General features: G+C 49.4%; 29 protein-coding genes. 22 read left to right on the top strand and 7 right to left on the bottom strand.

The genetic code is table 11. From position 1 onward, the window contains the following. The first annotated feature begins 59 nt into the window (after nt 1–59). From CIB36_RS00845 to thrC, 14 genes are all read left to right on the top strand, one after another. Nucleotides 60–635 carry a flavodoxin domain-containing protein gene (locus CIB36_RS00845; protein ID WP_093987733.1) on the top strand — a complete coding sequence of 192 codons (576 nt, stop codon included), beginning with the start codon at nt 60–62 and terminating at the stop codon, nt 633–635. Continuing rightward, on the top strand, nt 626–1762 hold the full coding sequence (locus tag CIB36_RS00850) for a DUF362 domain-containing protein (RefSeq protein WP_158662530.1): 1137 nt from the start codon (nt 626–628) through the stop codon (nt 1760–1762). Before CIB36_RS00845 ends, CIB36_RS00850 begins: the two co-directional genes overlap by 10 nt. 14 nt (nt 1763–1776) lie before the next feature. Beyond that, nucleotides 1777–2649 carry a 4-(cytidine 5'-diphospho)-2-C-methyl-D-erythritol kinase gene (ispE, locus tag CIB36_RS00855; RefSeq protein ID WP_093987735.1) on the top strand — a complete coding sequence of 291 codons (873 nt, stop codon included), beginning with the start codon at nt 1777–1779 and terminating at the stop codon, nt 2647–2649. A 61-nt stretch (nt 2650–2710) separates the two neighbouring features. Then, the gene (gene spoIIR, locus CIB36_RS00860) at nt 2711–3313 is read left to right on the top strand and encodes a stage II sporulation protein R (RefSeq protein ID WP_093987736.1); all 603 of its coding nucleotides are present in this window, start codon (nt 2711–2713) and stop codon (nt 3311–3313) included. A gap of 65 nt (nt 3314–3378) precedes the next feature. Continuing rightward, entirely contained in the window at nt 3379–4638 is a 1260-nt protein-coding gene (hflX, locus tag CIB36_RS00865) for a GTPase HflX (RefSeq protein WP_093987737.1), read from the top strand. Nucleotides 4639–4815: 177 nt separating this feature from the next. Further along, entirely contained in the window at nt 4816–5181 is a 366-nt protein-coding gene (locus tag CIB36_RS00870; protein WP_093987939.1) for a CidA/LrgA family protein, read from the top strand. Then, a complete protein-coding gene (locus CIB36_RS00875; protein ID WP_407657439.1) occupies nt 5174–5866 on the top strand; it encodes an LrgB family protein in 693 nt (230 codons plus the stop codon). The genes CIB36_RS00870 and CIB36_RS00875 overlap by 8 nt, the downstream gene beginning before the upstream one ends. Before the next feature lie 195 nt (nt 5867–6061). Further along, nucleotides 6062–6406: a 50S ribosomal protein L19 gene (gene rplS / locus CIB36_RS00880; RefSeq protein ID WP_093987738.1), complete on the top strand. Its 345-nt coding sequence runs from the start codon at nt 6062–6064 to the stop codon at nt 6404–6406. A 73-nt stretch (nt 6407–6479) separates the two neighbouring features. Then, nucleotides 6480–7016 (top strand): signal peptidase I, encoded by a 537-nt coding sequence (lepB, locus tag CIB36_RS00885; RefSeq protein WP_093987739.1) that lies wholly within the window; start codon nt 6480–6482, stop codon nt 7014–7016. A gap of 21 nt (nt 7017–7037) precedes the next feature. Next, nucleotides 7038–7922 (top strand): ribosome biogenesis GTPase YlqF, encoded by an 885-nt coding sequence (ylqF, locus tag CIB36_RS00890; RefSeq protein ID WP_093987740.1) that lies wholly within the window; start codon nt 7038–7040, stop codon nt 7920–7922. Beyond that, nucleotides 7919–8545 carry a ribonuclease HII gene (gene rnhB / locus CIB36_RS00895; RefSeq protein ID WP_093987741.1) on the top strand — a complete coding sequence of 209 codons (627 nt, stop codon included), beginning with the start codon at nt 7919–7921 and terminating at the stop codon, nt 8543–8545. Before ylqF ends, rnhB begins: the two co-directional genes overlap by 4 nt. A 32-nt stretch (nt 8546–8577) precedes the next feature. Then, nucleotides 8578–8895, top strand: coding sequence for a YraN family protein (locus CIB36_RS00900; protein ID WP_093987742.1), 318 nt, complete (start codon nt 8578–8580; stop codon nt 8893–8895). Nucleotides 8896–9020: 125 nt separating this feature from the next. Further along, nucleotides 9021–9941, top strand: coding sequence for a dipeptidase (locus tag CIB36_RS00905; protein WP_093987743.1), 921 nt, complete (start codon nt 9021–9023; stop codon nt 9939–9941). 21 nt (nt 9942–9962) lie between these two features. Beyond that, nucleotides 9963–11456: a threonine synthase gene (gene thrC, locus CIB36_RS00910; protein WP_093987744.1), complete on the top strand. Its 1494-nt coding sequence runs from the start codon at nt 9963–9965 to the stop codon at nt 11454–11456. 40 nt (nt 11457–11496) lie between these two features. Here the strand turns inward: thrC and CIB36_RS00915 are convergent, their stop codons facing one another. Next, nucleotides 11497–11679, bottom strand: a complete 183-nt coding sequence (locus CIB36_RS00915) for a DUF1540 domain-containing protein (protein WP_158662531.1) — start codon at nt 11677–11679, stop codon at nt 11497–11499. Nucleotides 11680–11797: 118 nt separating this feature from the next. Between CIB36_RS00915 and CIB36_RS00920 the strand changes: the two genes are divergently transcribed. The 5 genes from CIB36_RS00920 to CIB36_RS00940 all read left to right on the top strand — a co-directional run bounded on the left by CIB36_RS00920 (nt 11798) and on the right by CIB36_RS00940 (nt 16469). After that, on the top strand, nt 11798–12484 hold the full coding sequence (locus tag CIB36_RS00920) for a metallophosphoesterase (protein WP_093987746.1): 687 nt from the start codon (nt 11798–11800) through the stop codon (nt 12482–12484). A 148-nt stretch (nt 12485–12632) separates the two neighbouring features. Beyond that, a complete protein-coding gene (tig, locus tag CIB36_RS00925) occupies nt 12633–13919 on the top strand; it encodes a trigger factor (protein WP_093987747.1) in 1287 nt (428 codons plus the stop codon). A 125-nt stretch (nt 13920–14044) separates the two neighbouring features. Then, nucleotides 14045–14626, top strand: a complete 582-nt coding sequence (clpP, locus tag CIB36_RS00930) for an ATP-dependent Clp endopeptidase proteolytic subunit ClpP (protein ID WP_093987748.1) — start codon at nt 14045–14047, stop codon at nt 14624–14626. Nucleotides 14627–14644: 18 nt separating this feature from the next. After that, nucleotides 14645–15892 (top strand): ATP-dependent Clp protease ATP-binding subunit ClpX, encoded by a 1248-nt coding sequence (clpX, locus tag CIB36_RS00935; RefSeq protein WP_093987749.1) that lies wholly within the window; start codon nt 14645–14647, stop codon nt 15890–15892. Nucleotides 15893–16031: 139 nt separating this feature from the next. Continuing rightward, nucleotides 16032–16469, top strand: coding sequence for a GtrA family protein (locus CIB36_RS00940; RefSeq protein WP_093987750.1), 438 nt, complete (start codon nt 16032–16034; stop codon nt 16467–16469). Between the two features lie 32 nt (nt 16470–16501). Here CIB36_RS00940 and CIB36_RS00945 read toward each other — a convergent pair whose 3' ends face one another. Beyond that, nucleotides 16502–17404, bottom strand: coding sequence for a M14 family metallopeptidase (locus CIB36_RS00945; protein ID WP_093987751.1), 903 nt, complete (start codon nt 17402–17404; stop codon nt 16502–16504). A 174-nt stretch (nt 17405–17578) separates the two neighbouring features. Between CIB36_RS00945 and CIB36_RS00950 the strand changes: the two genes are divergently transcribed. The 3 genes from CIB36_RS00950 to CIB36_RS00960 are packed head-to-tail and all read left to right on the top strand — an operon-like array spanning nt 17579 to nt 19414. Further along, nucleotides 17579–18124 (top strand): NUDIX domain-containing protein, encoded by a 546-nt coding sequence (locus tag CIB36_RS00950; protein WP_093987752.1) that lies wholly within the window; start codon nt 17579–17581, stop codon nt 18122–18124. A 1-nt stretch (nt 18125) separates the two neighbouring features. Next, nucleotides 18126–18944 carry a putative ABC transporter permease gene (locus tag CIB36_RS00955; RefSeq protein WP_093987753.1) on the top strand — a complete coding sequence of 273 codons (819 nt, stop codon included), beginning with the start codon at nt 18126–18128 and terminating at the stop codon, nt 18942–18944. 14 nt (nt 18945–18958) lie between these two features. After that, a complete protein-coding gene (locus tag CIB36_RS00960) occupies nt 18959–19414 on the top strand; it encodes a GNAT family N-acetyltransferase (RefSeq protein ID WP_093987754.1) in 456 nt (151 codons plus the stop codon). A gap of 43 nt (nt 19415–19457) precedes the next feature. Here CIB36_RS00960 and CIB36_RS13185 read toward each other — a convergent pair whose 3' ends face one another. The 5 genes from CIB36_RS13185 to CIB36_RS00975 all read right to left on the bottom strand — a co-directional run bounded on the left by CIB36_RS13185 (nt 19458) and on the right by CIB36_RS00975 (nt 23509). Further along, a complete protein-coding gene (locus CIB36_RS13185) occupies nt 19458–19634 on the bottom strand; it encodes an Arc family DNA-binding protein (RefSeq protein WP_154825230.1) in 177 nt (58 codons plus the stop codon). A 10-nt stretch (nt 19635–19644) separates the two neighbouring features. Then, nucleotides 19645–20625 carry an SPFH domain-containing protein gene (locus CIB36_RS00965; RefSeq protein WP_093987755.1) on the bottom strand — a complete coding sequence of 327 codons (981 nt, stop codon included), beginning with the start codon at nt 20623–20625 and terminating at the stop codon, nt 19645–19647. Between the two features lie 113 nt (nt 20626–20738). Next, a complete protein-coding gene (locus tag CIB36_RS13590; protein ID WP_267872642.1) occupies nt 20739–20864 on the bottom strand; it encodes a hypothetical protein in 126 nt (41 codons plus the stop codon). 1 nt (nt 20865) lies between these two features. Further along, complete coding sequence (locus CIB36_RS00970; RefSeq protein ID WP_093987756.1) at nt 20866–22140, bottom strand: adenylosuccinate synthase; 1275 nt, start codon at nt 22138–22140, stop codon at nt 20866–20868. Between the two features lie 304 nt (nt 22141–22444). Continuing rightward, entirely contained in the window at nt 22445–23509 is a 1065-nt protein-coding gene (locus tag CIB36_RS00975; protein WP_093987757.1) for an ADP-ribosylglycohydrolase family protein, read from the bottom strand. Nucleotides 23510–23512: the final 3 nt, after the last annotated feature.

The raw sequence follows: 23512 nt of genomic DNA on the forward strand, positions 1-23512 counted from the left end.
TTTTTGTGGAAACAGAAAGTCATTTTTTCAAATCATATGGAAATAGAGGGAGGCTTGTTATGGGAAAGATACTGGTAGTATACCAGTCTAAGTACGGTTCTGCCAAGAAATATGCACAGTGGATCGCCAAAGCATTGGAGTGCGGACTCTCCGAGAGGAAAAAGATAAACCTAAAACAGTTGGAAGAATATGACCTTGTTATTTTTGGCGGCGGGCTGTACGCAGGCGGCGTCAGTGGGATTGATCTGCTGACAAAGGGCTTTAAAAGGTTTCCTCATACCAAATGGGTTCTGTTTACCTGCGGGTTGGCGGACCCCAATGACCCGGAGAACATCTCTCATATCCGCAATGGGTTAAAGCGGGTGCTGACACCCGAAATGCAAAAGCAGATTACGATGTTCCATTTTCGGGGCGGGATCGACTATTCTCGTTTAAGTGCGGTGCACAAGGCGATGATGACGATGCTGTTTTCTTCCCTCCACAAAAGGGATCCTGCCGGCCTGCGGGAAGAAGACCGACAGATGATCGCCACCTATGGCAAAGCCGTTGATTTTACAGACAGAAAAATAATTTTGCCGCTGGTGGAATGGGTCAGGGAAGAACAAAAGAAAAAAGGAGATTCAACATGTCGATGATCACAGTCACCCATACACCGACTTACGAATTAAAACAGGTGCAAAGGGATGTTGCGTTTCATTTGGAACAATTTCACATTGCAGGGCGTATTACTCCCGAGATGCGGGTTTTAATTAAGCCGAACCTGCTGATGAAGCGCCGTCCGGAAGAATTTACGACAACGCATCCCAGCTTGGTAGAAGCGGTGATCTGTTATCTGAAGGAGGCGGGGATTCACAATATCACCGTGGCGGACAGTCCCGGGGGCTTGTATACAGCGCAGGCGTTAAAAGGGATTTATGACGTCTCCGGAATGACGGAGGTCTGCCAAAGGCAGCAGGTAAACTTGAATTTTACGACCGATTCGCGGGAAGTGCGCAGGGAAGAAAACAAGCTGGTAAAATCATTCCCGCTGATCCAGCCGGTGTGCGAGGCGGATTTTATCATCGACATAGCCAAGCTGAAGACCCACGCAATGACTGGGTTGAGCGGGGCAGTGAAAAACCTGTTCGGCTGTATCCCCGGGCTGACAAAGCCGGAATTTCACTGGCGTTTTCCGGAGAAGGAATTGTTTGGGGATATGCTTATAGATTTGTGCGAAACAGTGCGTCCCGGCTTTGCGCTGGTAGACGGGGTGCACGCCATGGAGGGGGACGGCCCCTCCGGCGGGGACAAACGGGAGCTCCACATGATCGCAGCGTCCGACCAGCTTTATGATCTAGATTTATTTTTGTGCCATGTTATTGGGGCGGACCCGCAGAAGATCTGTATGGTAAAAAGCGCGATCGACCGCAGGCTGTGCTGCGGCGATCTTCAAAAGCTGGATATTATAGGAGACGTACCGCAGGCCAAGCCCTTTGCCATTCCGCAGGATAAGGGCGTAGATTTTATGGGACAGGTACCGGCGCCCTTGCGCGGGGTTACGAAAAAATTTGTGAACCGGTTTTTTACATCTCGCCCGGTGATCCGTAAAAGGGACTGTATTGGCTGCGGAAAATGCGCGCAGAGCTGTCCTGCCAAGACGATCCGGATTCAGGACAAAAAAGCAGTCATCTCCTACCAGAGATGCATCCACTGCTTCTGCTGCCATGAAATGTGCCCAGTCAAGGCGATCGACATTAAACGGACTAAATTATTTGACCACTGATAGAGGGGAAAACGATGGATCAGGTTACAGTAAAGGCACCGGCAAAGCTGAATCTGGCTTTGGATATTACCGGGAAAACAGAAAACGGGTACCACTTGATGAAGATGGTAATGCAGGCGATTGACCTGTATGATACGATCCGGATCCGAAAAAACGATACCGGGAAGATTTCCTTGTCCTGCGGTCTGGAATCGGTCCCGTGCGATGAACGGAACATCGCGTATGCGGCGGCAGAGGCGTTTTTTCAACACTGCGGGATCGAAGAACGCGGTGTGGAGATTCGGCTTGACAAGGTGATCCCCCAGCAGGCCGGGATGGCCGGCGGTTCAGCGGATGGAGCCGGCACATTGACGGCGCTAAACGAGCTGTACCAAACGGGGCTGTCTTTGCCGGAGCTGTGCGGGATCGGGAAAACGGTGGGCGCGGACCTGCCGTTTTGTCTGACTGGGGGCACGGCTGTGGTAGAGGGGATTGGAGAGATCATCACGCCGATTGCCGATTTCCCGGATTGTGATTTTGTCGTTGCAAAGCCCAAAGGCGGCATCAGCACCCAGCGCGCGTTTTCCGAGTTTGACCGTGCGGAGATTGGGCCGTGCCTAGACATCACGGCAATGGTCAAGGCGATCGAAGACCGGGATGCAGCGGGAGCCTGCGCGCAGATGTACAACGCACTTGCACGTGTCTGCCCGCTCAAGGAGGTAGAAGCGATTCAAAATATCATGACAAGCTGCGGGGCAAAGGGAGCGTTGATGACCGGCAGCGGATCGGCGGTATTTGGGGTGTTCACTGACCGGGGGAAAGCCTATGCCTGTGAAAGAAGGCTTTCACAACGGTACGAGGAATGTTTTTTGTGCAAACCAATCTCTCATGGCCCGGTGATTGAATAATTGGAAAAATCTGGTCCATACTTTCCACAGAAAGTATTTCTGGAAAGTGAGGCCAAACGATATGGGCAAGTGGTTTAAGGCAATGGCGGTCGGGCTGGTGATCGCAATTTCAGCGCAGTTTATGATGGGGTTCGCTTCCGACTGCGGGGAGATACGGGAGCAGGTTCTTCGGCTACATATTCTCGCCAATTCGGATTCCGAGGAGGATCAGCAGTTAAAGCTTGCGGTCCGGGACCGTATTTTGGAAGAGAGCGGGGAACTGTTTGAAACATTGGGCTCCAAAACGGAAGCAGAGGATTCTGTCAAGGAGCATTTAGCGCAAATTGAAGAGATCGCCCGGCAGGAGATCGAGGGACAGGGATATTCCTACCCGGTGAAAGCGGAATGTGTGAACATGTTTTTCGATACCCGTGTTTACGAGGATTTTACCCTGCCGGCGGGACAGTACGACGCGGTGCGCATCACGATCGGGGAAGCCAAGGGGCATAACTGGTGGTGTGTGCTGTATCCGATGATGTGCCTTCCAGCCGCGCAGCCAAAGGAAGCTTTGGAAGAAACCTTTACTGCCTCCCAGACTGAGATCATCGAAAATTCGGACGATTACCAGATCGAATTCGCGACAGTAGAGCTGATTGAAAAATTAAAGGACTGGCTTTCCTTTTAAACAGGCAGTTGCAAGATTGCCGCAAACATGCTATGCTTTGTGTTGCAGAAACATGATGGGAATGAATGGAGGCGGTTGAGCTGTATCATACAGAAGAGGCGCTGCAGCGCACAGTATTAGTTGGCGTGGATACCGGAGCATATGACGCGGAGGAATCCATGCGGGAATTGGAGGAACTGGCGAAAACAGCCGGCGCCCAAACGGTGGGAACGGTACTGCAAAACCTGCCGGTTCCCAATAAAGCGACCTATATTGGTCCGGGAAAGCTCAAAGAGGTGCGGGAGCTGTGCGGGCAAACAAAGGCGGAACTCGCGATTTTTGACGACGAATTAAGCGGTGCGCAGATCCGGAATATCGAGCAGGCGCTGGATATTCGGGTCATTGACCGCACCATGCTGATTTTAGATATTTTTGCACAGCGCGCCCTGTCCCGAGAAGGAAAACTACAGGTGGAGCTGGCACAGCAAAAATACATGCTACCCAGACTGACCGGGCTGGGAACGGAGCTGTCCCGCCAGGGGGGCGGGATCGGTACCAGAGGCCCGGGGGAAACCAAGCTGGAAACAGACCGGCGGCATATCCGGCGCAGGATCGACTCGCTTCAGGAAGAGCTGAACAGCCTTGCCCAGCGCCGGGAACGGGTGCGCCAGCGCAGGAAGAAAAATGACGTTACTACCATCGCAATCGTAGGATATACCAATGTGGGGAAATCTACCCTGCTCAACCTGCTGACCGACGCGGGGGTGCTGGCAAAAAACCAGTTGTTCGCTACGCTGGACCCAACCGCACGGGAACTGCGCCTGCCGGATGGACAAACCGCGGTGCTGATCGACACGGTAGGCTTGATCCGCCGCCTGCCGCACCAACTGGTGGAGGCGTTCCGCTCTACGTTAGAGGAGGCCGCAAACGCCGATCTGATCTTAAATGTCTGCGATATTTCTTCCCCGGATTCGGCGGAGCAGCTGGAAGTGACCAAAAGCCTGCTTCAGGACTTGGGATGCGGGGAAACGCCGGTGCTGACCGTGTTTAACAAAACGGATCTGTACCAGTTTCAGAGCATGCTGACCATCAGCGAAAAGAGCGTGTTTATCTCCGCTAAGGAAAACCGCGGGATCGACGAACTGTTAAAGATGATTTGCGAGGTTCTGCGGGCAGGCACCCGCCGCATGAGGCTGCGGATACCGTACCGGGACGGGGCTTTTTTGGACCGCCTGCGCCGGACAGGGAAGATCTTTTCCGAGCAGTATGAAGCAGAGGGAACCTTAGTAGAGGCGAATGTAGACAAAAAAATGCTTCGGGAGGCGGAAAACTACCTTGCCGAATGATCTTGCTTTTGCTGAAACCTTGGTTTATGTCAGAATAAATTTTGTGCAGGTTATCACTAGGCACGAAACCTGTCGTATGATATAATAATCCCAGACCGTTTGGTTTGGATAGGAAAGAACCGGTTGTATCACAGCCGGTTTTTTTCTGCCCGTTTTCAAAAGGAAGAAGGAAATGAAATGAAGCTGTTATTGCAGATCGCGGTGGTGTTCGGCGTTTGCTTGGTGGGCGAAGTGCTGGAGATGCTGGTCCCCCTGCCAATACCTGCCAGCGTGTGGAGTATGGTGCTTTTATTTTTATGCTTGCTGTGCGGTGCCTTGCGTGAAGAACATATCCGGGAAAAGGCGGATTTTCTGCTGAAGAACATGGCGTTTTTCTTTATCCCGGCCGGGGTGTCGATTATTGAACATTATGGGGTGCTGAAGTCGGTGATCGTCCCGTTTTTGATTATCTGCTTTGTCACTACGATCATCACCTTTGCCGCAACGGCAGGAACGGTGATATTGGTAACACGGCTGATGGACAGGGGGAAGGAACATGAATGATTTGCTGCAGGAAATCTATGCTTCCCCGTTATTCGCGGTTTTTTTGAGCGCGGCGGCCTATCTGGCGGGACACTGGATTCACCGGAAAGTGGGGCTGGCGATTGCAAACCCTCTTTTGATTGCGATTGCGCTTGTAATTGCCACGATTCAGCTTTTGGGGATTCCAATAGAAAGCTATAATCAGGGCGGCGATATAATCGCCATGTTTTTAGGGCCTGCCACTGCGGTGCTGGCGGTGTCTATTTACCGGCAGATGGATATTCTAAAGAAGAACCTGATTCCGGTGATTGCGGGAACAGTTGTAGGCTCGCTGGTATCCATGGCAAGCGTGTACGGGCTTTGCAGGCTGTTCCGACTTGATGAAAAGGTAACGGCGGCGCTGCTGCCCAAATCGACCACCACGCCTATTGCGGTGGGAATTGCAGAACAGCACGGCGGGATCGTTTCAATCACGGTGGCGGCGGTGGTGATCACCGGGATTATCGGTGCAATGCTGGCACCAACTTTAATTAAACTGTTCCGGATCAAAAATCCGGTTGCCGCCGGTTTGGCGATTGGAACCTCCAGCCATGTGATGGGTACCTCCAAGGCGCTGACGATCGGCGAAGTGGAGGGCGCTATGAGCGGGACCGCCATCGGTGTGGCAGGGCTTGTGACCGTAATTTTCTCAATCTTTTTGCAATAAGAAAAAATTTTGGAAAAGACTTGCTTTTTTTGATGCTTTGTGGTATAGTATATAAGCATTTAGTGTGCTCTGATCACAGGGTCAGAGGGTTCGCCGCCTTTATGGTGGGGATTAATGTAACACTGGAAACATTAAAGCGGGCAGTCCTCTGCTGAACATAAAAAGCAAGAATGTCTGAAAACTAGGAGGAACAATATGGACGCATTAAAATTGATCAGCTCTCAGAGCATGAAAGAAGAAGCGCCGAGCATGGAAATTGGTGACACTGTAAAAGTTCACGTAAGAATCAAAGAAGGCGACAAATCCAGAATCCAGATTTTTGAAGGAACGGTTATTGCCAAGAAACACGGCGGGATCCACGAAACCTTTACCGTACGCCGCGTTGCGCACGGCTGTGGGATCGAAAGGGTTTTCCCGATCCACTCACCAAACGTTGAAAAGGTTGAACTGGTAAGAAGCGGTAAGGTTCGCCGCAGCAAACTGTACTATCTGCGTGACAGAGTTGGTAAAGCTGCAAAAGTTAAAGAAAGAATTCGCTAACAGTGACAAGGAAAGGACAGTTTTTGGCTGTCCTTTTTTCTTTTTGCTGATTTTGTGTTGAGGAAAATATTTTATGGACGAAACAAAAAAACAGACGAGCTGGAAACAGGAACTGATCGATTGGATAGAATCTATGATGATCGCGCTGGCTGTGATGATCTTCCTGTTCATTTTTGTGATCGGGGTCGTAGTCGTCAGTGGGGATTCTATGAAAGATACCCTGCATAACGGGGAGCGGCTGATCACCTCTCCAGTCTTTTACCAGGCGGATACCGGGGACATTGTGGTGATACACCGCAAAGATGACGACCCGATCATCAAGAGGGTGATCGCTGTCGGTGGGCAGACCGTTGATATTGATTTTGAAACAGGGACAGTCACGGTGGATGGTACGGTTTTGGACGAGCCGTATGTCAGCTCACTGACCCCGCCATACAACGGAAGCAGGATGATCTCTTTCCCGGTCACAGTGCCGGAGGGAGAGTATTTTGTAATGGGTGACAACCGCGGCGATTCACTGGACAGCCGGTATCAGGAAGTAGGGCTGGTAGAGGAAGAACAGATTTTTGGAAAAGTGATTTTAAGGCTATATCCGTTCAAACTTTTTTAGACAGGATAAGGAGAAAATACCATGATAGAAACACCGTCGATTCAGTGGTTTCCGGGACACATGGCAAAAACCCGGCGGCTGATTCAGGAAAGCCTGAAGCTGGTAGATCTGGTGCTGGAGATCACCGACGCCCGAATCCCGCAGAGCAGCCGGAACCCGGAATTGGATAAATGGGTGCAGAATAAGCCCAGAATGATTTTATTAAATAAAGCAGATTCCGCCGATGCGGCTGTTACGGCGCAGTGGCTGGAATATTACCGCGAACGGGGGATCACTGCCCTTGCCTGCGACTGCCGAAGCGGGAAAGGGCTAAACCGCTTTTTGCCTGCGGTCAAAGAACTGCTGGCAGATGTGATGAAGCGCCGCCGCAAAAAGGGGCTGGTCGGCGGGGCGGTCCGCATTATGATCGTGGGCATCCCAAATGTAGGAAAATCCTCCTTTATCAACCGGATGGCAGGCTCTAAACGCGCCAAGGTGGAGGATCGCCCGGGAGTGACCCGCGGACGGCAGTGGGTGAGTATTGGCACCGACATGGAGCTGCTGGATATGCCCGGCGTGCTGTGGCCGAAATTTGAGGACCCGGCAGTGGGGGAAAAGCTTGCTTTTACCGGCGCGGTGAAAGACGATGTTATTGACATTGAACTGCTTGCCATGCGTCTTTTGGGTTACCTGCGCAGGGAGTACCCGCACACGATCGAAGAACGGTATAAGCTGGCCGGCACCGGTTATCAGGAATTGGACGAATTTGGACTGCTGGAGCTGGTGGGAAGGAAACGCGGGATGCTGGTGTCCGGCGGCGAAGTGAATACAGAACGGGCTGCGATCACGGTGATGGACGAATACCGCTCTGGGAAGTTGGGAAAAATCACCTTTGACCGCCCGCCGAAAAGCGAGGTTTCGGAATGAACGACTTGTTTTTATTTGACCGGGAGCAGGAATGCGAGGTGCTGTGCGGGGTAGACGAAGCCGGACGGGGACCGCTGGCCGGAGACGTTTATGCGGCGGCAGTGATTTTACCGCGGGATTGTACCATTGACGGACTGAACGATTCCAAAAAGCTGACTGAAAAAAAGCGGGAAGCCCTTTTTGTGGAAATTCAGGAAAAAGCAGTTTCTTACTGCATTGCGACCGCAAGCGTAGAAGAGATTGAGGAACACAATATCCTCAACGCGACCTTCCTTGCGATGCGCCGCGCGGTGGAGGGCTTAGCCCAGCGTCCGCAAATAGCGCTGGTGGACGGGAACCGAAACCCGGGGCTTTCGGTACATACCAAATGCATTGTAAAGGGCGACGCGACATCGGCAAGCATTGCCGCGGCTTCCATCCTTGCCAAGGTGGCGCGGGACCACTATATGCAGAAAGTGGCGGAACAGTACCCGGAATATGAATTTGAACGTCATAAGGGATACGGTACGAAGCTTCATTACCAAAAGCTGGACGAGTTTGGAGAAAGCCCGGTGCACCGGCACAGCTTTTTAAAAAAGTATTATGCGCAGAAAAACGGGGAGGAAATCCCGGAAAAAAAGTAGGAACGGCAGGGGAGAACCTTGCCTGTAAATATTTGGAACGGCACGGCTGGCAGATCTTGACCCGGAACTACCATATTCCCGACGGGGAGATCGACATCGTTGCCCAAAAGGGATTGACTTTGGCGTTTGTCGAAGTCAAGGCGCGCGCCGAGGACACACGGTATGCGGCGCAGGATGCGGTAACGCCGCAGAAACAAAAAAAGCTTCACCGTACAGCGCTTGCTTATCTAGCACAATATCCTTGTGAATATCAGCCGCGGTTTGACGTTTGCGAGGTGTATTTCACCAAGGACCGGCGGGTGCTGATCCGGTATCTGGAAAACGCGTTTGAAGAGGACAGTGGGGGCTAAGGGAAGAAGCGTTCCTTTAGCCCTGCCGTAATTAATGACAATAGGAAAATGCAAAGGGCACTCCGGTGATTTTTCGGCATGAAACGAACCGCCCTGACATATAAGCAGAATGAGGAGGAGATGCAATGGAACAGATTCGTGCAGTATTTGATCTTCACTGCGATACCGTTTCAGCCTGCTTGGAACAGGGCTGCGAATTGGAACGAAACCCCCTTCAGCTTGATCTGGAGCGCGGATGCACATTTCCACAGTGGGTGCAGACGTTTGCCTTTTGGATCGACGACTGTTACCGCGGGGAACCGGCTTGGCATCACTGTCGGGAACAGCGGCGTTTGTTTCAAAAATTTTTGGAGGGATCCCCGCAAAGGCTTTGCCTTTGGGAACCCGGAAACGAACTGCGGGAGCATTGCTGCAACGCCCTGCTGTCAGTTGAAGGGGGCGCCGCCATCGCCGGAAAGCTTTCCCGGATCGAAACGCTTCGTGAGATGGGAGTGGCCCTTTTTACCCTGACGTGGAACGGGGACAATGAACTGGCAAGCGGCGTGCTGGGTAGCGACCAGGGGCTTACCGCGCTTGGGAAAGAGACGGTAAAGGAATTAGAACGACAGCAGATCATTGTTGACGTGTCCCACCTAAATCAGCAGGGTTTTTATGGGGTGGAACGGGTTTCCAAAAAGCCGTTTGTGGCCACGCATTCGAATGCGGCGGCGGTTTGCCCGCATCCAAGGAATTTGACAGACGACCAGATCCGGTGTATCGCGGAACGGGGCGGATTGATCGGCTTGAATTTTTACCCGCTGTTTGTGAACGGAGAACAGGAGTGCATGATAGAGGAACTAATCCGGCATGCGGAACACATTTTGTGTGCCGGGGGAGAACAGGTCCTTTCCTTAGGCAGTGATTTCGACGGAGCCGCGATGCCAAAGGCTTTGCCGGAAATAATGGGGCTTGAAAACCTATATCAAAGTATGATAAAATATTTTGGAGGAAACCTAACGAAAAAAATCTTTTTCGAGAATGCCGCAGAATTTTTCCGCCGCATTTGAGGAGGAAGGGGAAGAAAGAAAATGTTATATAACAGTACCCGCAACAGTGAACTGAAAGTAAGCGCGGCGCAGGCGATCACACAGGGGATCTCTGTGGAGGGCGGATTATTTGTCCCGGAAGAATTGCCGAAACTAAATGACGCTGATTTTGAACAGCTGATTGATAAATCCTATGTAGAACGCGCGATCGTAATTTTGGCGAAGTTTTTGACCGATTTCAGCGATGTTGAAATCCGTTACTGCGCGGAAAACGCTTATACGGATAAAAAGTTTAAAAGCAACCACATTGCGGAATTGTCCTGTCTGTTAGACGGCACTTATATGCTGGAATTGTGGCACGGACCAACCTGTGCGTTTAAAGATATGGCGCTGCAGATTTTGCCATACCTGCTGACGACCTCCGCTAAAAAGGTAGCTAAAGGGAAAAAGATCGTCATTTTGGTAGCGACCAGCGGCGATACCGGAAAAGCTGCTTTGGAGGGCTTTAAGGATGTGCCGGATACACAGATCCTGGTGTTCTATCCGGAAGACGGCGTCAGCGCTATGCAGAAACGCCAGATGACCACACAGGAAGGGAAAAATGTGGCAGTCAGCGCGATCGAAGGGAATTTTGACGACGCGCAGACCGGGGTAAAGCAAATCTTTACCGATCCGAAGATCGTGGCAAAGTTGGCGGAAAACAATATGATGTTCTCCTCTGCTAACTCCATCAACTGGGGACGTTTGCTGCCGCAGATCGTGTACTATATCTCCACCTACTGCGAATTGGTCAAAGACGAAGAGATCGCTATGGGCGACCTTGTCAACGTGGTAGTGCCTACCGGGAACTTCGGCAACATTCTGGCGGCGTACTATGCGAAAAAGATGGGCGTGCCGATCGGAAAACTGATCTGTGCTTCCAATGCCAATAATGTTCTGACTGATTTTATCAAAACCGGGACTTACAATAAAATCCGTGATTTCCATACCACGATCTCCCCGTCGATGGATATTTTGATCTCTTCCAATCTGGAGCGTTTGCTTTATGATCTGTGCGGACGGGATGACAAAAAAATCACGGAATGGTTCCGCCAGTTGGGTGAAACCGGACGGTACACAGTGGATGCCGATGTAATGGAAAAGCTGTCGGAAAGCTTTTTTGCCGGTTGCTGTGATGATGAACAGACCAAAGAAACGATCAAAAAGATCTTTGACCAGTATTCCTACCTGTGCGATACCCACACCGCCGTTGCGGTAAAGGTGGCGCAGGATTACAAACAGGAAACCGGAGACGACCGCAAGATGATCATTGTTTCTACCGCGAGCCCCTATAAATTCGCGCCAAGCGTTTTAAGTGCGGTAGCAGGCCAAGCGGCAGAAGACGATTACGAACAGCTTGACCAGCTGGAAGAGCTGTCTAAGCTGGAGATTCCGAAAGCGCTTGCCGATCTGAAGGACAAAGAAGTACGCTTTACCGGTTCGGTGAAGAAAGAAAACATGGAGCAGGTCGTTTTAGCGATGTTAGGTTTGGCATAAAAAAATTCCCCCGGCCAGATTTGGCAGGGGGAATTGCAGTCTAGTACGACTTTTTCTGTTCCTCAAAGGAACGACAGATCGTATCGTTGACTGTGGTTGCGAAGGAAGGACCCACTTCGATCTTATTGGCGGTGCAGCCGCAGTGGTGGTTATTGTGAATGCAGTTTTCGACATTGCAGGCGATGCCGCGGATGCAATGCTGCTGACAGTTTTGATCAGACATGAATTTCCACTCCTTTACAATTCTTGCGAAGGCGTTTGCCCTCACGATATTATCATCCCGAAAAGCGGAGCGGCCATTCATGGAAAATTTTTAAAAAATCAAGGAGGTGATGCTGGATATGAGCTTATTTACCATTGGCGATCTTCACTTGTCCTTGGGGACTGATAAACCGATGGATATTTTCCCGGGCTGGGAAAACTATATAGAACTGATAAAAACCGCTTGGAACCAGACCGTAAAGCCGGAGGACACCGTTGTTGTAGCGGGAGATATCTCCTGGGCGATGAGTCTGGAAGAATGCGACGCGGACTTTTCCTTTATCCACCGTTTGAACGGGAAAAAAATATTGATGAAAGGGAACCACGATTACTGGTTCTCCACCAAAACAAAGGTGGAGCAGTATTTGGAGCAAAAGGGATTTGACAGTATCCGCATCTTGTTTAATAACGCTTATGAATATGACGGATACTCCCTTTGCGGAACGCGCGGCTGGATCAATGAACAGGGAGAAGCCGTGGATAAAAAGGTCTTAAACCGGGAAGCCGGCCGGCTTCGGTTATCTTTGGAAGCCGGAAAAAAAATCGGCAAGCCTCCGATCGCCTTTTTACATTATCCCCCCATTTACGGCAGCAATGAGTGTTGGGAGATATTGGAGGTTTTGCTGGAATATGGGGTAAAGCAGTGCTATTACGGCCATATCCACGGCAGGTCTGCGCAGTATGCGATCAACGGGGAGCGCAAGGGGATCGATTTCAGGCTGGTGTCCTGCGATCAGGTGAATTTCACGCCCGTTCAGATATTATAAGGGCGCGGGATAGAAAAATTGTAAATTTCGCTATTTTTTTGAAAAAGTAGTAGCTATTCTGTGGAAATTATGATATAATCATACAGATGTTATACTATGCCCGTAAATGGCGGGAAAGTTGTAAAAATAGAGGTTGGAGGAAACCAGAATGAGTTTAGCAGAAACAAAAAATGTCGCTACAAACCGCTATGAGCTGGTGGTGAAGGTTGACGCTGAAAAATTTGAGGCGGCCATTGAAAAAGCATACCGTAAAAATGTAAAAAAAATAGATATCCAGGGCTTTAGAAAAGGTCATGCTCCAAGAAAGATCGTGGAAAAAATGTACGGTGAAGCTGTATTTTTTGAAGATGCGATCAACGACCTGTATCCGGCTGCTTTGCAGGAAGCAATGACAGAATCCGGGCTGGAGATCGTAGCGCGTCCAGAAGTGGAAGTGACCGAAGTCAGCAAGGAAGAAGGCTTTACCTTTGTTGCAAAATGCGTGACGAAGCCGGAAGTAGAAGTAAAAGACTATAAAGGCATTGAAGTAGAAAAAGAAGTAAAAGAAGTAACGGACGAAGAAATCGACAGAAAACTGCAGAATCTGCAGGAAAAACATGCTAGAATGGTTGACATCGACGACCGTGCGGCACAGAATGGCGATACTGTCGTATTCGATTTTGAAGGCTTTGTAGACGACGTTGCGTTTGAAGGCGGGAAAGCCGAAAAATTCAGCTTAGAACTTGGCTCCGGTCAGTTTATCCCTGGCTTTGAAGATCAGATCGTCGGCAAGTCCATCGGGGAAGAGTTTGACGTCAATGTTTCCTTCCCGGAAGATTACCACGTAGACGATCTGAAAGGGAAACCTGCCGTATTCAAATGCAAGCTGCATGAAATCAAATTTAAAGAACTGCCGATCCTTGATGATGAATTCGCGAAAGACGCAAGCGAATTTGACACGCTGGACGAGCTGAAGGCTGATCTGAGAACAAAAGCGGTGGAAGCAAATGAAAAAGCTGCGGAAACCGAAGTGGAAAACAAATTGATCGATACCGTGATCGAAAACATGACTGGGGAAATTCCGGAAGAAATGTATGAAGTACGGATCGACGACATGGTCCGCGACTTTGAATACCGTTTGCAGATGCAGGGAATGAATCTGGAAACCTACCTGAAATACACCGGCATGGAACTGGATTCCTTCCGCAAGACCTTTGCGGCACAGGCTGAAAAACAGGTGAAGATCCGTCTGGCTTTGGAAAAGATTGTTGACTTGGAAAACATCACAGTAGACGATGAAGCAGTAGAAGCAGAATATGCAAAACTGGCTGAAAACTACAAGATGGAGGTAGAAAAGGTCAAAGGCTTTATTCCAGATGAGGAATTCAGAAAAGATATGGCAGTAAACAAAGCGGTCGATTTGATCAAAGACAGCGCAAAGGTTACTGTAAAATAAGTATTTTTTGAGGCTGGAGCCTGTCTGAATATTCAGGCAGGCTGCCTTTATTTCTAAGCGATTTATGAATACTTTATGAGTAGATTATCACAAAATTATAATCAATAAGAAAGGATTTTGTTATTATGGCACTTGTACCTTATGTAGTAGAACAAACAAGCCGCGGGGAACGCTCTTATGACATCTATTCCCGCCTGTTAAACGACCGCATCGTCATGCTGTGCGATGAAGTGAATGACCAGACTGCCAGCCTGGTAGTAGCCCAGCTTTTGTATTTGGAAAGCCAGGACCCAGACAAAGATATCAGCCTGTATATCAACAGCCCGGGCGGCTCTGTCACGGCGGGGATGGCAATTTACGATACTATGCAGCTGATCCGCTGCGATGTTTCTACCATCTGCGTTGGTTTGGCGGCTTCCATGGGGGCTTTCCTGCTGACTGCCGGAGCTAAAGGCAAGCGTTATGCCCTGCCGAACAGTGAGATCATGATCCACCAGCCGTTGGGCGGTGTTCAGGGGCAGGCCTCTGACATCCAGATCCATGCGGACTGGATTTTAAAGACCAAACAAAAGCTCAATAAAATGCTGTCCGAGGCAACCGGCCAGCCGTTGGATAAAATTGAGCGGGATACAGACCGTGACAACTTTATGTCTGCAGACGAAGCCTGCAATTATGGCTTGATCGACAAGGTTCTGACTAAAAGATAGGATTTAGGTGTATAATAAGTGGAAAATGTTGGGGAAAAAGTAACGCCGCGGTGCGGCTTTTGCGGTAAGACAGAGGCTGAAGTTGATCTGATGCTGTATGGAAAAACAGCGTTCATTTGTGATGAGTGTGTGAGCCTGTGCTATCAGATGCTATATGAGGAAGACGAAGCGCCTTTGGCACGGCGGAAGAAAAAAGCAAAGCCGGAGCAGCCTCCGATCCTGCTGAAACCAGCAGAGATCAAAGCGGTTTTGGACGAATACGTCATTGGACAGGATGAAGCCAAGGTGACCCTGTCTGTAGCTGTGTATAATCATTATAAAAGGATCCATTGTCAGGAGGATCTGGGAGTAGAACTTCAAAAGAGCAATGTCCTGCTTCTGGGGCCGACTGGGGTAGGAAAGACATTTCTGGCTCAGACTTTGGCTAAAACATTAGACGTGCCGTTTGCGATCGCGGATGCAACTACACTGACAGAGGCCGGCTATGTGGGCGACGACGTGGAAAACGTCCTGGTCCGTTTGCTTCAGGCTGCCGATTATGATGTAGAAGCGGCGCAGCGCGGTATCATTTATATTGATGAGATCGACAAGATCACCCGGAAATCAGAAAATACTTCTATCACCCGTGACGTTAGCGGGGAAGGGGTACAGCAGGCCTTGTTAAAAATTATTGAGGGGACTGTTTCCAATGTCCCGCCGCAGGGCGGACGCAAACATCCTCATCAGGAATTTATCCAGATGGACACCCGCAATATCCTGTTTATCTGCGGGGGGGCGTTTGATGGGATCGAAAAAATCGTTAATAAACGGTATAATACCTCTGCGATCGGCTTTGGGAGCGAGATCCGTTCCAAGACCGACATCAACGGGAAAGACATTATGAAAAAGGTCATCCCGCACGACCTCGTAAAATATGGGCTAATCCCAGAACTTGTGGGCCGTTTGCCGGTCATCACAGCGCTGGAGGATCTGGACGAGGCTTCTTTGGTCCGGATCTTGACAGAGCCTAAAAACTCCTTGGTAAAGCAATATCAGGCGATGTTCCACATGGATGGGGTAGAACTGGTCTTTCAGGAAGATGCGTTGAAGGCTGTTGCCAAAAAAGCGATCGAACGGAAAACCGGGGCGCGCGGTTTGCGCGGCATTTTGGAAAATGTGCTGACCAACCTGATGTTCCATATCCCTTCGGACAAAACAGTTTCCCGTATTGTGTTAAACGCGGACAGTATTGATGATCCTGAGAAGGTAGAAATCATACATGGATAAAAATACCCGCTGAAGCTTTGTTTCAGCGGGTATTTTTATTGAAATGTTTTTGGTAGATTTATACATTGACAGGAATAAATTTTTGTAGTATATTTATAAAAGCATTTAAGAAGCTACTAAATTAAGAAAAGAGTAGGATATGAAAGAAAAACTCAAAAATTTATACAAAAAGTATGAATCTTTAATTTTATACGCATTGTATGGGATTCCATCTACTGCGGTCAGCTTTGGGGGCTATGCATTGCTTATGGATGTGTTCCATTTTGATGCGGCGATTTCTTCCTTGATTTCTTGGGTGGGGGCAGTGCTTGTCAGCTTTTGCCTTTACCGCAGATTTGTGTTTAAAAGCCCGCCGGCTTCGGTGAAGCAGAAATTCCACGAACTGGTTCAATTTACCGGCGTGCGGGCTGGGACCGGCCTGTTTGAAACGGGTTTTGTGTGGGTATTTGTCAGCCGTATGGGATTGCAGCCGTATCTGTTTAAGGTGATGGCGAGTGCGATGTCTATTTTGATCAATTATCTGGTCAGCAAATTCTGTATTTTTCGTAAAGAAAAAGCAGCAGTAACAGAGGGATGAAAAGGGACGGCAGATAGCCGTCCTTTTTCTTTTTAAAGCAGGGAGGCAATGGAAAGGGTGCCGTGCAGGCGCTGATACACCTGATTCAGGTCTGTAATAGGGAGCGGGTTGACGCCTTTTCCGATCTCAAAGGTAAACCCGGGACGGTGGAACCGTTCAATAAACCAGTCTTTAAATCCCGCATGGGAGGCCAGCCCCTCCTGATGCACTAACTGGTAGCCGCTGTAGGCTGCAAGCAAAGAAGCGATATGGCGGCTGATTGCCGGGGTGTGGCAGCCGTACTCGTAAAATATTTCTTCCCCTTGGGAATGGAATGCAAAGGCCGCGCGTACATCGAAGCTGATACATAACTGTACCAGCGCGCGGGTCTCCGGTTCGCTGTGGGGCGTTTGCCCGCCGTATTGCCTTGGAGCAGGCCCGGTGATGCCAGCCGCCAGTTCCGCTTGTCTGCTTAGGCAGAACCCGGCGTCAAAGTTGTGGTTCAGGTCGATCCCGCGCGCGTTTGCCTGCCATGTAACGGAAGAATTTTTCAGCAGGCATTCCACAAAGCCCGCATACCGCCCCGCGCTTTGCGGACCATGCAGTGCAATTTCCACCCCGTCGGGGTTCACCATTGGGATAATCAAAAAACCTTTTTCCAACAGGGTTTCGTGCAGGCTCATGGGCTGTTTCTTTTCATTTTCTTCAATGGAACGGCATAGATCTTCCAAAAAACGGATCAAAAGAGAACAGGTCAGCCATTCCTGCGCATGAAATGCCCCTGCAAATAGGTTGACATGCCGAAGGTTTCCGATACCGACAGCATAAATTTTTCTTCCCAGAACGCTCTTCCCGATATGGAAAAGCCGCAAAAACGGGAACTGCTTTTGAAGCTGGTGCAGCTTTTCTGCCATCAGGTCATAAGCAGGGGGAACGGAATAAAAGTCGAAATCCATGCTTTGCGTCTCCTTTCAAACATTAAAATATATTGAAATACCGGCTTAATTATGTGATAATAGAAATAGAGACTTCTGCTTTCGTCATTTCGCAGTAAGGACATTTCATTGATTCCAGTATCGTCCTAGCATTCTGCTTGGGAGCAGTATTTGAAAAAATGGAGGGATTTGGCCGTGAGGTTATATGAAGAAAGATTGTCCAGAGAAACGATTTATGAAGGAAAGATCATTGATCTTTATAAAGACCAGGTAGAACTGGAAAATGGAAAGACTGCGACCCGGGAAGTGGTGCACCATCCGGGCGGAGTCACGGTATTAGCACTGCGGGAGGATGGTGCGGCGTATGTAGTGCGCCAATTCCGTTATCCGTTTCATGAGGTGCTCACCGAACTGCCGGCAGGGAAGCTGGAACCGGGCGAGGACCCGCTGGAAGCTGCCAAACGGGAGCTGGAGGAAGAAGTTGGGGTGACGGCCTCTCACTGGGAAAGCTTGGGGCATTTGCTTCCAACTGTCGCCTACGTAGACGAAGTGATCCACATGTATTTGGCTACCGGTTTAGAGCGGTCAAAGCAGCATTTGGATGAAGATGAATTTTTGGAAGCGGAGCCGGTGGCTTTGGAAGAATTGGTGCGGCAAATCTTGGCCGATCAGATCCGGGATGCAAAGACACAGGCGGCGGTATTAAAAGTATGGTGCAAACTTCGCAAACAGGAGGGATAGCATGTTGGTACAAGTAGCAACTTGGTTTTTATGGCTTATGCTGTACAGTTTTTTAGGTTGGGTTTACGAGTCAACCCTCTGTTCTATTACGGCGAAACGCCCTGTTAACCGGGGCTTTTTGAATGGTCCAATCTGTCCGATTTATGGGAGCGGTGCGTTGGTAATCATCCTTTGCTTGGGAAAAGAAGCGGATGGGAGTATTCTAAGCTTATTTTTGTCTGGAGCGGTGCTTACCTGCACGCTGGAATATATCACCTCATGGTTGATGGAAAAACTGTTTCACGCGCGCTGGTGGGATTACAGCGAATATCGTTTTCAGATAAACGGACGCGTCTGCCTGCTGGGCGCAGTGGCATTTGGAGCTATGTCGGTCGTGATCTTAAAATGGGTGCATCCATGGGTTTCCTCTTGGACATCAAAACTGCCTGATACTGCGGTTTTACTGATCAGTGGAATTTTGTTGGCATTGTTGGTCTGTGATATCATCGTAACGGTCCGGTCTGTCTTGCACCTGGATCAAAAGTTATCGGAGGTACAGCGGGCGTTAGACCGCGCATGGGAAAAGATGCGCGAAGACCTGCGGGAAGAATTCAGCGAACGCCGTGGGCGTTTCCATAACCGCGGTCAGAAGATTTTGGATCATTTGGAAAAAAGCAGCCAGTGGAACGGCAGCCGCTTCAAAGAATTGTTGAATCAAAAACGTTTTCAGGAACGGCGTCTGCTGCGCGCTTATCCTCGGCTGCAATCTGTGCACCGGGAGGCGCTGGATGTGCTAAGGGCACGGCTGGAAGAATGGAAACGGGATAAAAAATCAAAATAACTGGAGGCAGAAAAATGATCCGCAACAGCTTACCCAAAGATTGTGAAGCGATTTACGACATGGTTTGTGATATGGAGCAAATAAAACTTGACAGAGAAGCTTTTGAAAAAATTTATCATGAACAAAGAAACAACATGGATTACACCTGCCTGGTCTATGAACGAGATGGGAAAGCGGCAGGTTTCCTGAATCTGCGGGTAGAGTGGCAACTGCACCATGTGCAGAGGATCGCAGAGATCATGGAATTTGTGGTGGATTACAGAAACCGGGGACAGGGTATCGGCAGGCAACTGTTGAAGGCCGCCTGTGAAACTGCTGAAAAAATGGGCTGTACGCAGATAGAGGTGGCCTGCAACCAGATAAGAAAACGGACACATTTGTTTTATCAAAATCAGGGAATGGATCGCTCTCACTATAAATTTTCAAAATGCTTAGACAGAATGCGGGAGATAAATCGTTTAGAAATATAATTAGAATAAAAAAGAAGTACCAGACTAATCTGGTACTTCTTTTTTATTCTTCCCGACTTTTTCCGGGCTTTTTCCGTTGACGGACACATTCGGTCAGCAGATATTCAATCTGTCCGTTGATAGAACGAAAATCGTCCTCAGCCCACTTCGCAAGATCATTCCAAAGGCTGTTTGAAATACGAAGCAGGATTTGCTTTTTTCCGTTATCTTTCTGTGCCATGCCGCACCGATCAATAAATAGAACCGCTGTTGACGATTGGCTGGGCATCCTTATTGCCGCAAAGGACCACCAACAAATTGCTGACCATGGCGGCTTTTCGTTCTTCATCCAGTTCTACCACTTCATTTTCACTCAGATGCTGGAGCGCCATTTCCACCATTCCAACAGCTCCTTCCACGATCTTTTGCCGGGCAGCAATAATGGCAGCCGCCTGTTGGCGCTGAAGCATAGCAGCCGCGATCTCCGGCGCATAAGAGAGGTGCGTGATGCGTACCTCCAAAATTTCAAGTCCGGCCGCTTCCACACGCTGCTGCAGATCCTGCTTCATCATGTCCGCAATTTCCTGGCTGCTTCCACGGAGAGTTTTTTCATCGCTGCCGTCAGAAACGTCATACGGGTATTGTCGGGTAATATTCCGGGTAGCGGAGTCGCATTGGATCGAAAGGAAGGTCTTATAATTGTTGACATTAAAAACCGCTTTCGCAGTATCCACAACACGCCAAATAACGATGGTGCCGATGATGACAGGGTTTCCCAATTCATCGTTGACGGTTTGTTTTTCATTGTTTAAGGTCATGGCTTTTAAGGATACTTTTTTATTTTTCGGGCCGGCAGATACCGCGCCGGTCGTTGTTTGTATAGTAAGCCCGCTGGAAGCCGCGGCTGGATTGATGCTAATGCAGAAAGGGTTGACAAAGAAAAAGCCGTCTTTGCGGATGGTACCGTAATATTTGCCGAACAGTACCAATACGATCGCTTCGTTTGGCGCTACAGCTTTTAGCCCACCCCAGCAAATACTGCATACAATTATGAGTAGGCTGCCTAGGACAATGGCAATGATCCCTAATGCATTCGGCCAAATAGAGCCCAATACGATCCCGGCAAGGCCCAGCAAAAAGCCCAGAATCGTTAAAATCAGCATCAGGTAACCATTTTTTCCTTCGATTTCTTTTTCAGCGATATGTTTGTTTTGTAAGCTATCATAACTCATGACGATCCTTCTTTCAATCGAAATTGATATTTATATGATATTAAAATAATATCACTTTTCTTGTAATTGTCAAGAGGAAAAATAAAAAGGACCCAAAATTTTGGGTCCTTTTATCAATAACTTAACATCGAATAAAGTGGGATGCAGATCACACCGATCAGAAGTAAAACAGCCAGTGAAATAGAAACGATCTGCATCGTGCGTTTTCTGCGTTGCAGCTTCTTTTCCCAGTTCTTCATGTTATCTTACCAGGTTTTGATCTCTGGACGGGCCGACGCCGACCATTTTAATGGGACAGCCGACCTGTTTTTCCAGATATGCGATATAATCTTTGCAGGCCTGCGGCAGTTCCTCAAAGGATTTGCAGCCGGACAGGTCGCCGGAAAAGCCGGGAACTGTTTCATAAACCGGTTCGCAGTTAGCTAATTCATCAATATCAGCAGGATATTCATAGATCATGTCGCCATCCGGCTTTTTATAAGCAACGCAGACTTTTAAGTCACCCAGATCGCTCAAGGTATCAAATTTATTGATCGCCAGACAGGTCAGCCCGCCGGTGCGCACTGCATGGCGCATGATCACGGCGTCGAACCAGCCGGTCCGTCTTGGGCGGCCTGTTGTGGTGCCAAACTCGTTTCCGCGGTTTCGGATAGTATCGCCTGTTTCATCATTCAATTCGGTTGGGAATGGCCCCATCCCAACACGGGTGGTGTAGGCTTTTGCTACCCCGATCACTTCTTCGATAACAGTTGGCCCTACCCCTGCCCCTAACGGACAGCCGCCGGCTACTGGATGGGAAGAAGTGACATAAGGATAAGTTCCCACATCGATGTCCAGCAAGGTCGCCTGCGCGCCCTCGAACAGGACTTCCTTCCCCTCTTTAATGGCGTTATAGGTCAGGACGGATACGTCAGCTACAAATGGGGCAAGGCGTTTTGCGTAGCCGATATATTCTTCGATCACCGCATCGACATCTAAAGCCTCTCCGTCATAGATCTTGGTGATGATTTTGTTTTTCAACGCGCCTACTGCCGCTGCCTTTTTGCGGAAGATGTCTTCATGAACCAGATCGTAGATCCGGATCCCGCAGCGTTCATATTTATCCATATAACAAGGACCAATGCCTCTGCCGGTTGTTCCGATCTGAGCGCCGCCCAGCGCTTTTTCGCTCAAACCATCCAGCACACGGTGCCATGGCATGATCACATGTGCCCGCGGGTCGATTTTTAATGATCCACAGTTGACGCCGCGCTGTGTCAGGCCATCAATTTCTTTTAGAATATCTTGTGGGTCGATAACAACACCACAGCCGATCAAACAGGTAGTATTCGGATACAGGATACCGGAAGGGATCAGATGAAGCTTATACACTTCTCCGTTGCTTTCCACGGTATGGCCGGCATTGTTTCCGCCTTGGGAACGTACCACCACATCAGCCTGGGAAGCAAGGATGTCAATGATCTTGCCCTTGCCCTCGTCGCCCCATTGGGTGCCTACTACTACTTTTGTTGGCATTGCGATTCCTCATTTCTTTTGTATTTTCCTGAAAGCCGAAAAAGCGGCTCCCAAACATTTCAATTATAGCAAAAAATACAGAAAGATGCAAATGTAAATAATCTAAGATTCTTTTTCTTTTTTAGGCAATATGCAATAAGAAAAACAAAGACACCCGAAACACGAGGAGGAGGCGCCCCCTTTGTTTCGGGTGTCCGGTGCCCGGAGCAAATGCGGATCGGGCTGCATCTATTCCGGACGGGATCGGTTTTGTTTCACGGGAAGGAGCGCCGGCAGGTGTTATCCAGCGTTTCCCCAAAAACTATTATAACAGCGCGCTCATTTTGGTATAGAATTCGTGCTCTTTTTTGAGCCGGCTGCAAAATGCGTTGTAAACGGCATCAGCGTTTTCCTGCAGGGTACGTTTGGAGTTAGTGTACGGGTTGATGCTGGTGGCATAGTCAAGCTGTGTGATCCATTTTTCCGGCAATGAGGAACCGCCGGTCAAAGCACCGGAGATCCCGGCGGCAACCGCTGCGACACAGTCGGTGTCGCGGCCCATATTTACACCAGAGAGGACAGCGTCCTTCGTATTGCCATTTACCATTTTGAAGATGGTGATCCCTTTCGTGACAACTTCGTTGGCGTAGCTGAACGGATATGGGATGCCCTTGCCGCTGTAAACGCCGTCATAATATTGGCGCAGCTCCCGAATATCTTTCAAAGAAGCGGTTTTCTTTAACTGTTCGTCGATCTCACTGACAACAAGGTCTTTGTCACAGTTGTCATAGATCGCGCCGATCACAGAATCCACCGTAGCATTCGGCATGGTAGCCGCCGCGATCGCAACGCCGGTCACGCAAGCCCATTTTAACCCGCGGCTGTTGGATGTCTGATAAAGCTGGCCGACCTCTAAAATATCTTCTTTGGCGGTTTCAACGTTTCCAGCATTGATGAGGCCAATGGCGTGGCAGGCGCGGGAGAAGCTGTTTAAGCCAGCATAATCGCAGTATTTTCCTAAATCGCGGGCGGGGATACCGCTTTTCGCCATGGCGAGCAGGGTGCCTTCAAATGGCTCGGAAACCCAGCCACCGGCATTTGGATTGGCATGGTCGATCCATGCCGCACGCACATCCTCGGCAGTGACACGTCCCTGTTTTTCCATGATGGCGGTGATCATCAGGCGTTGGCGTTCCACGCCATCCTCTGTTGTTCCGGGTTCCCGTTTCCAGCCGTTCCCGTAATGCTCATAGGAGGTATAATCCTCTACAAAGCCAAATTGTTTTTCAATGTCCTGCCAATACATGCCCTCAACCTGGGCGCCCATGGCTGAGCCGATATGGCAGCCGGCAATACAGCCGAAAAATTTATCTCTTAAAGTAACATTCATGTT

The organism is Massiliimalia timonensis, assembly GCF_900186585.1.
GTDB classification, from domain to species: Bacteria; Bacillota; Clostridia; order Oscillospirales; family Ruminococcaceae; genus Massiliimalia; species Massiliimalia timonensis.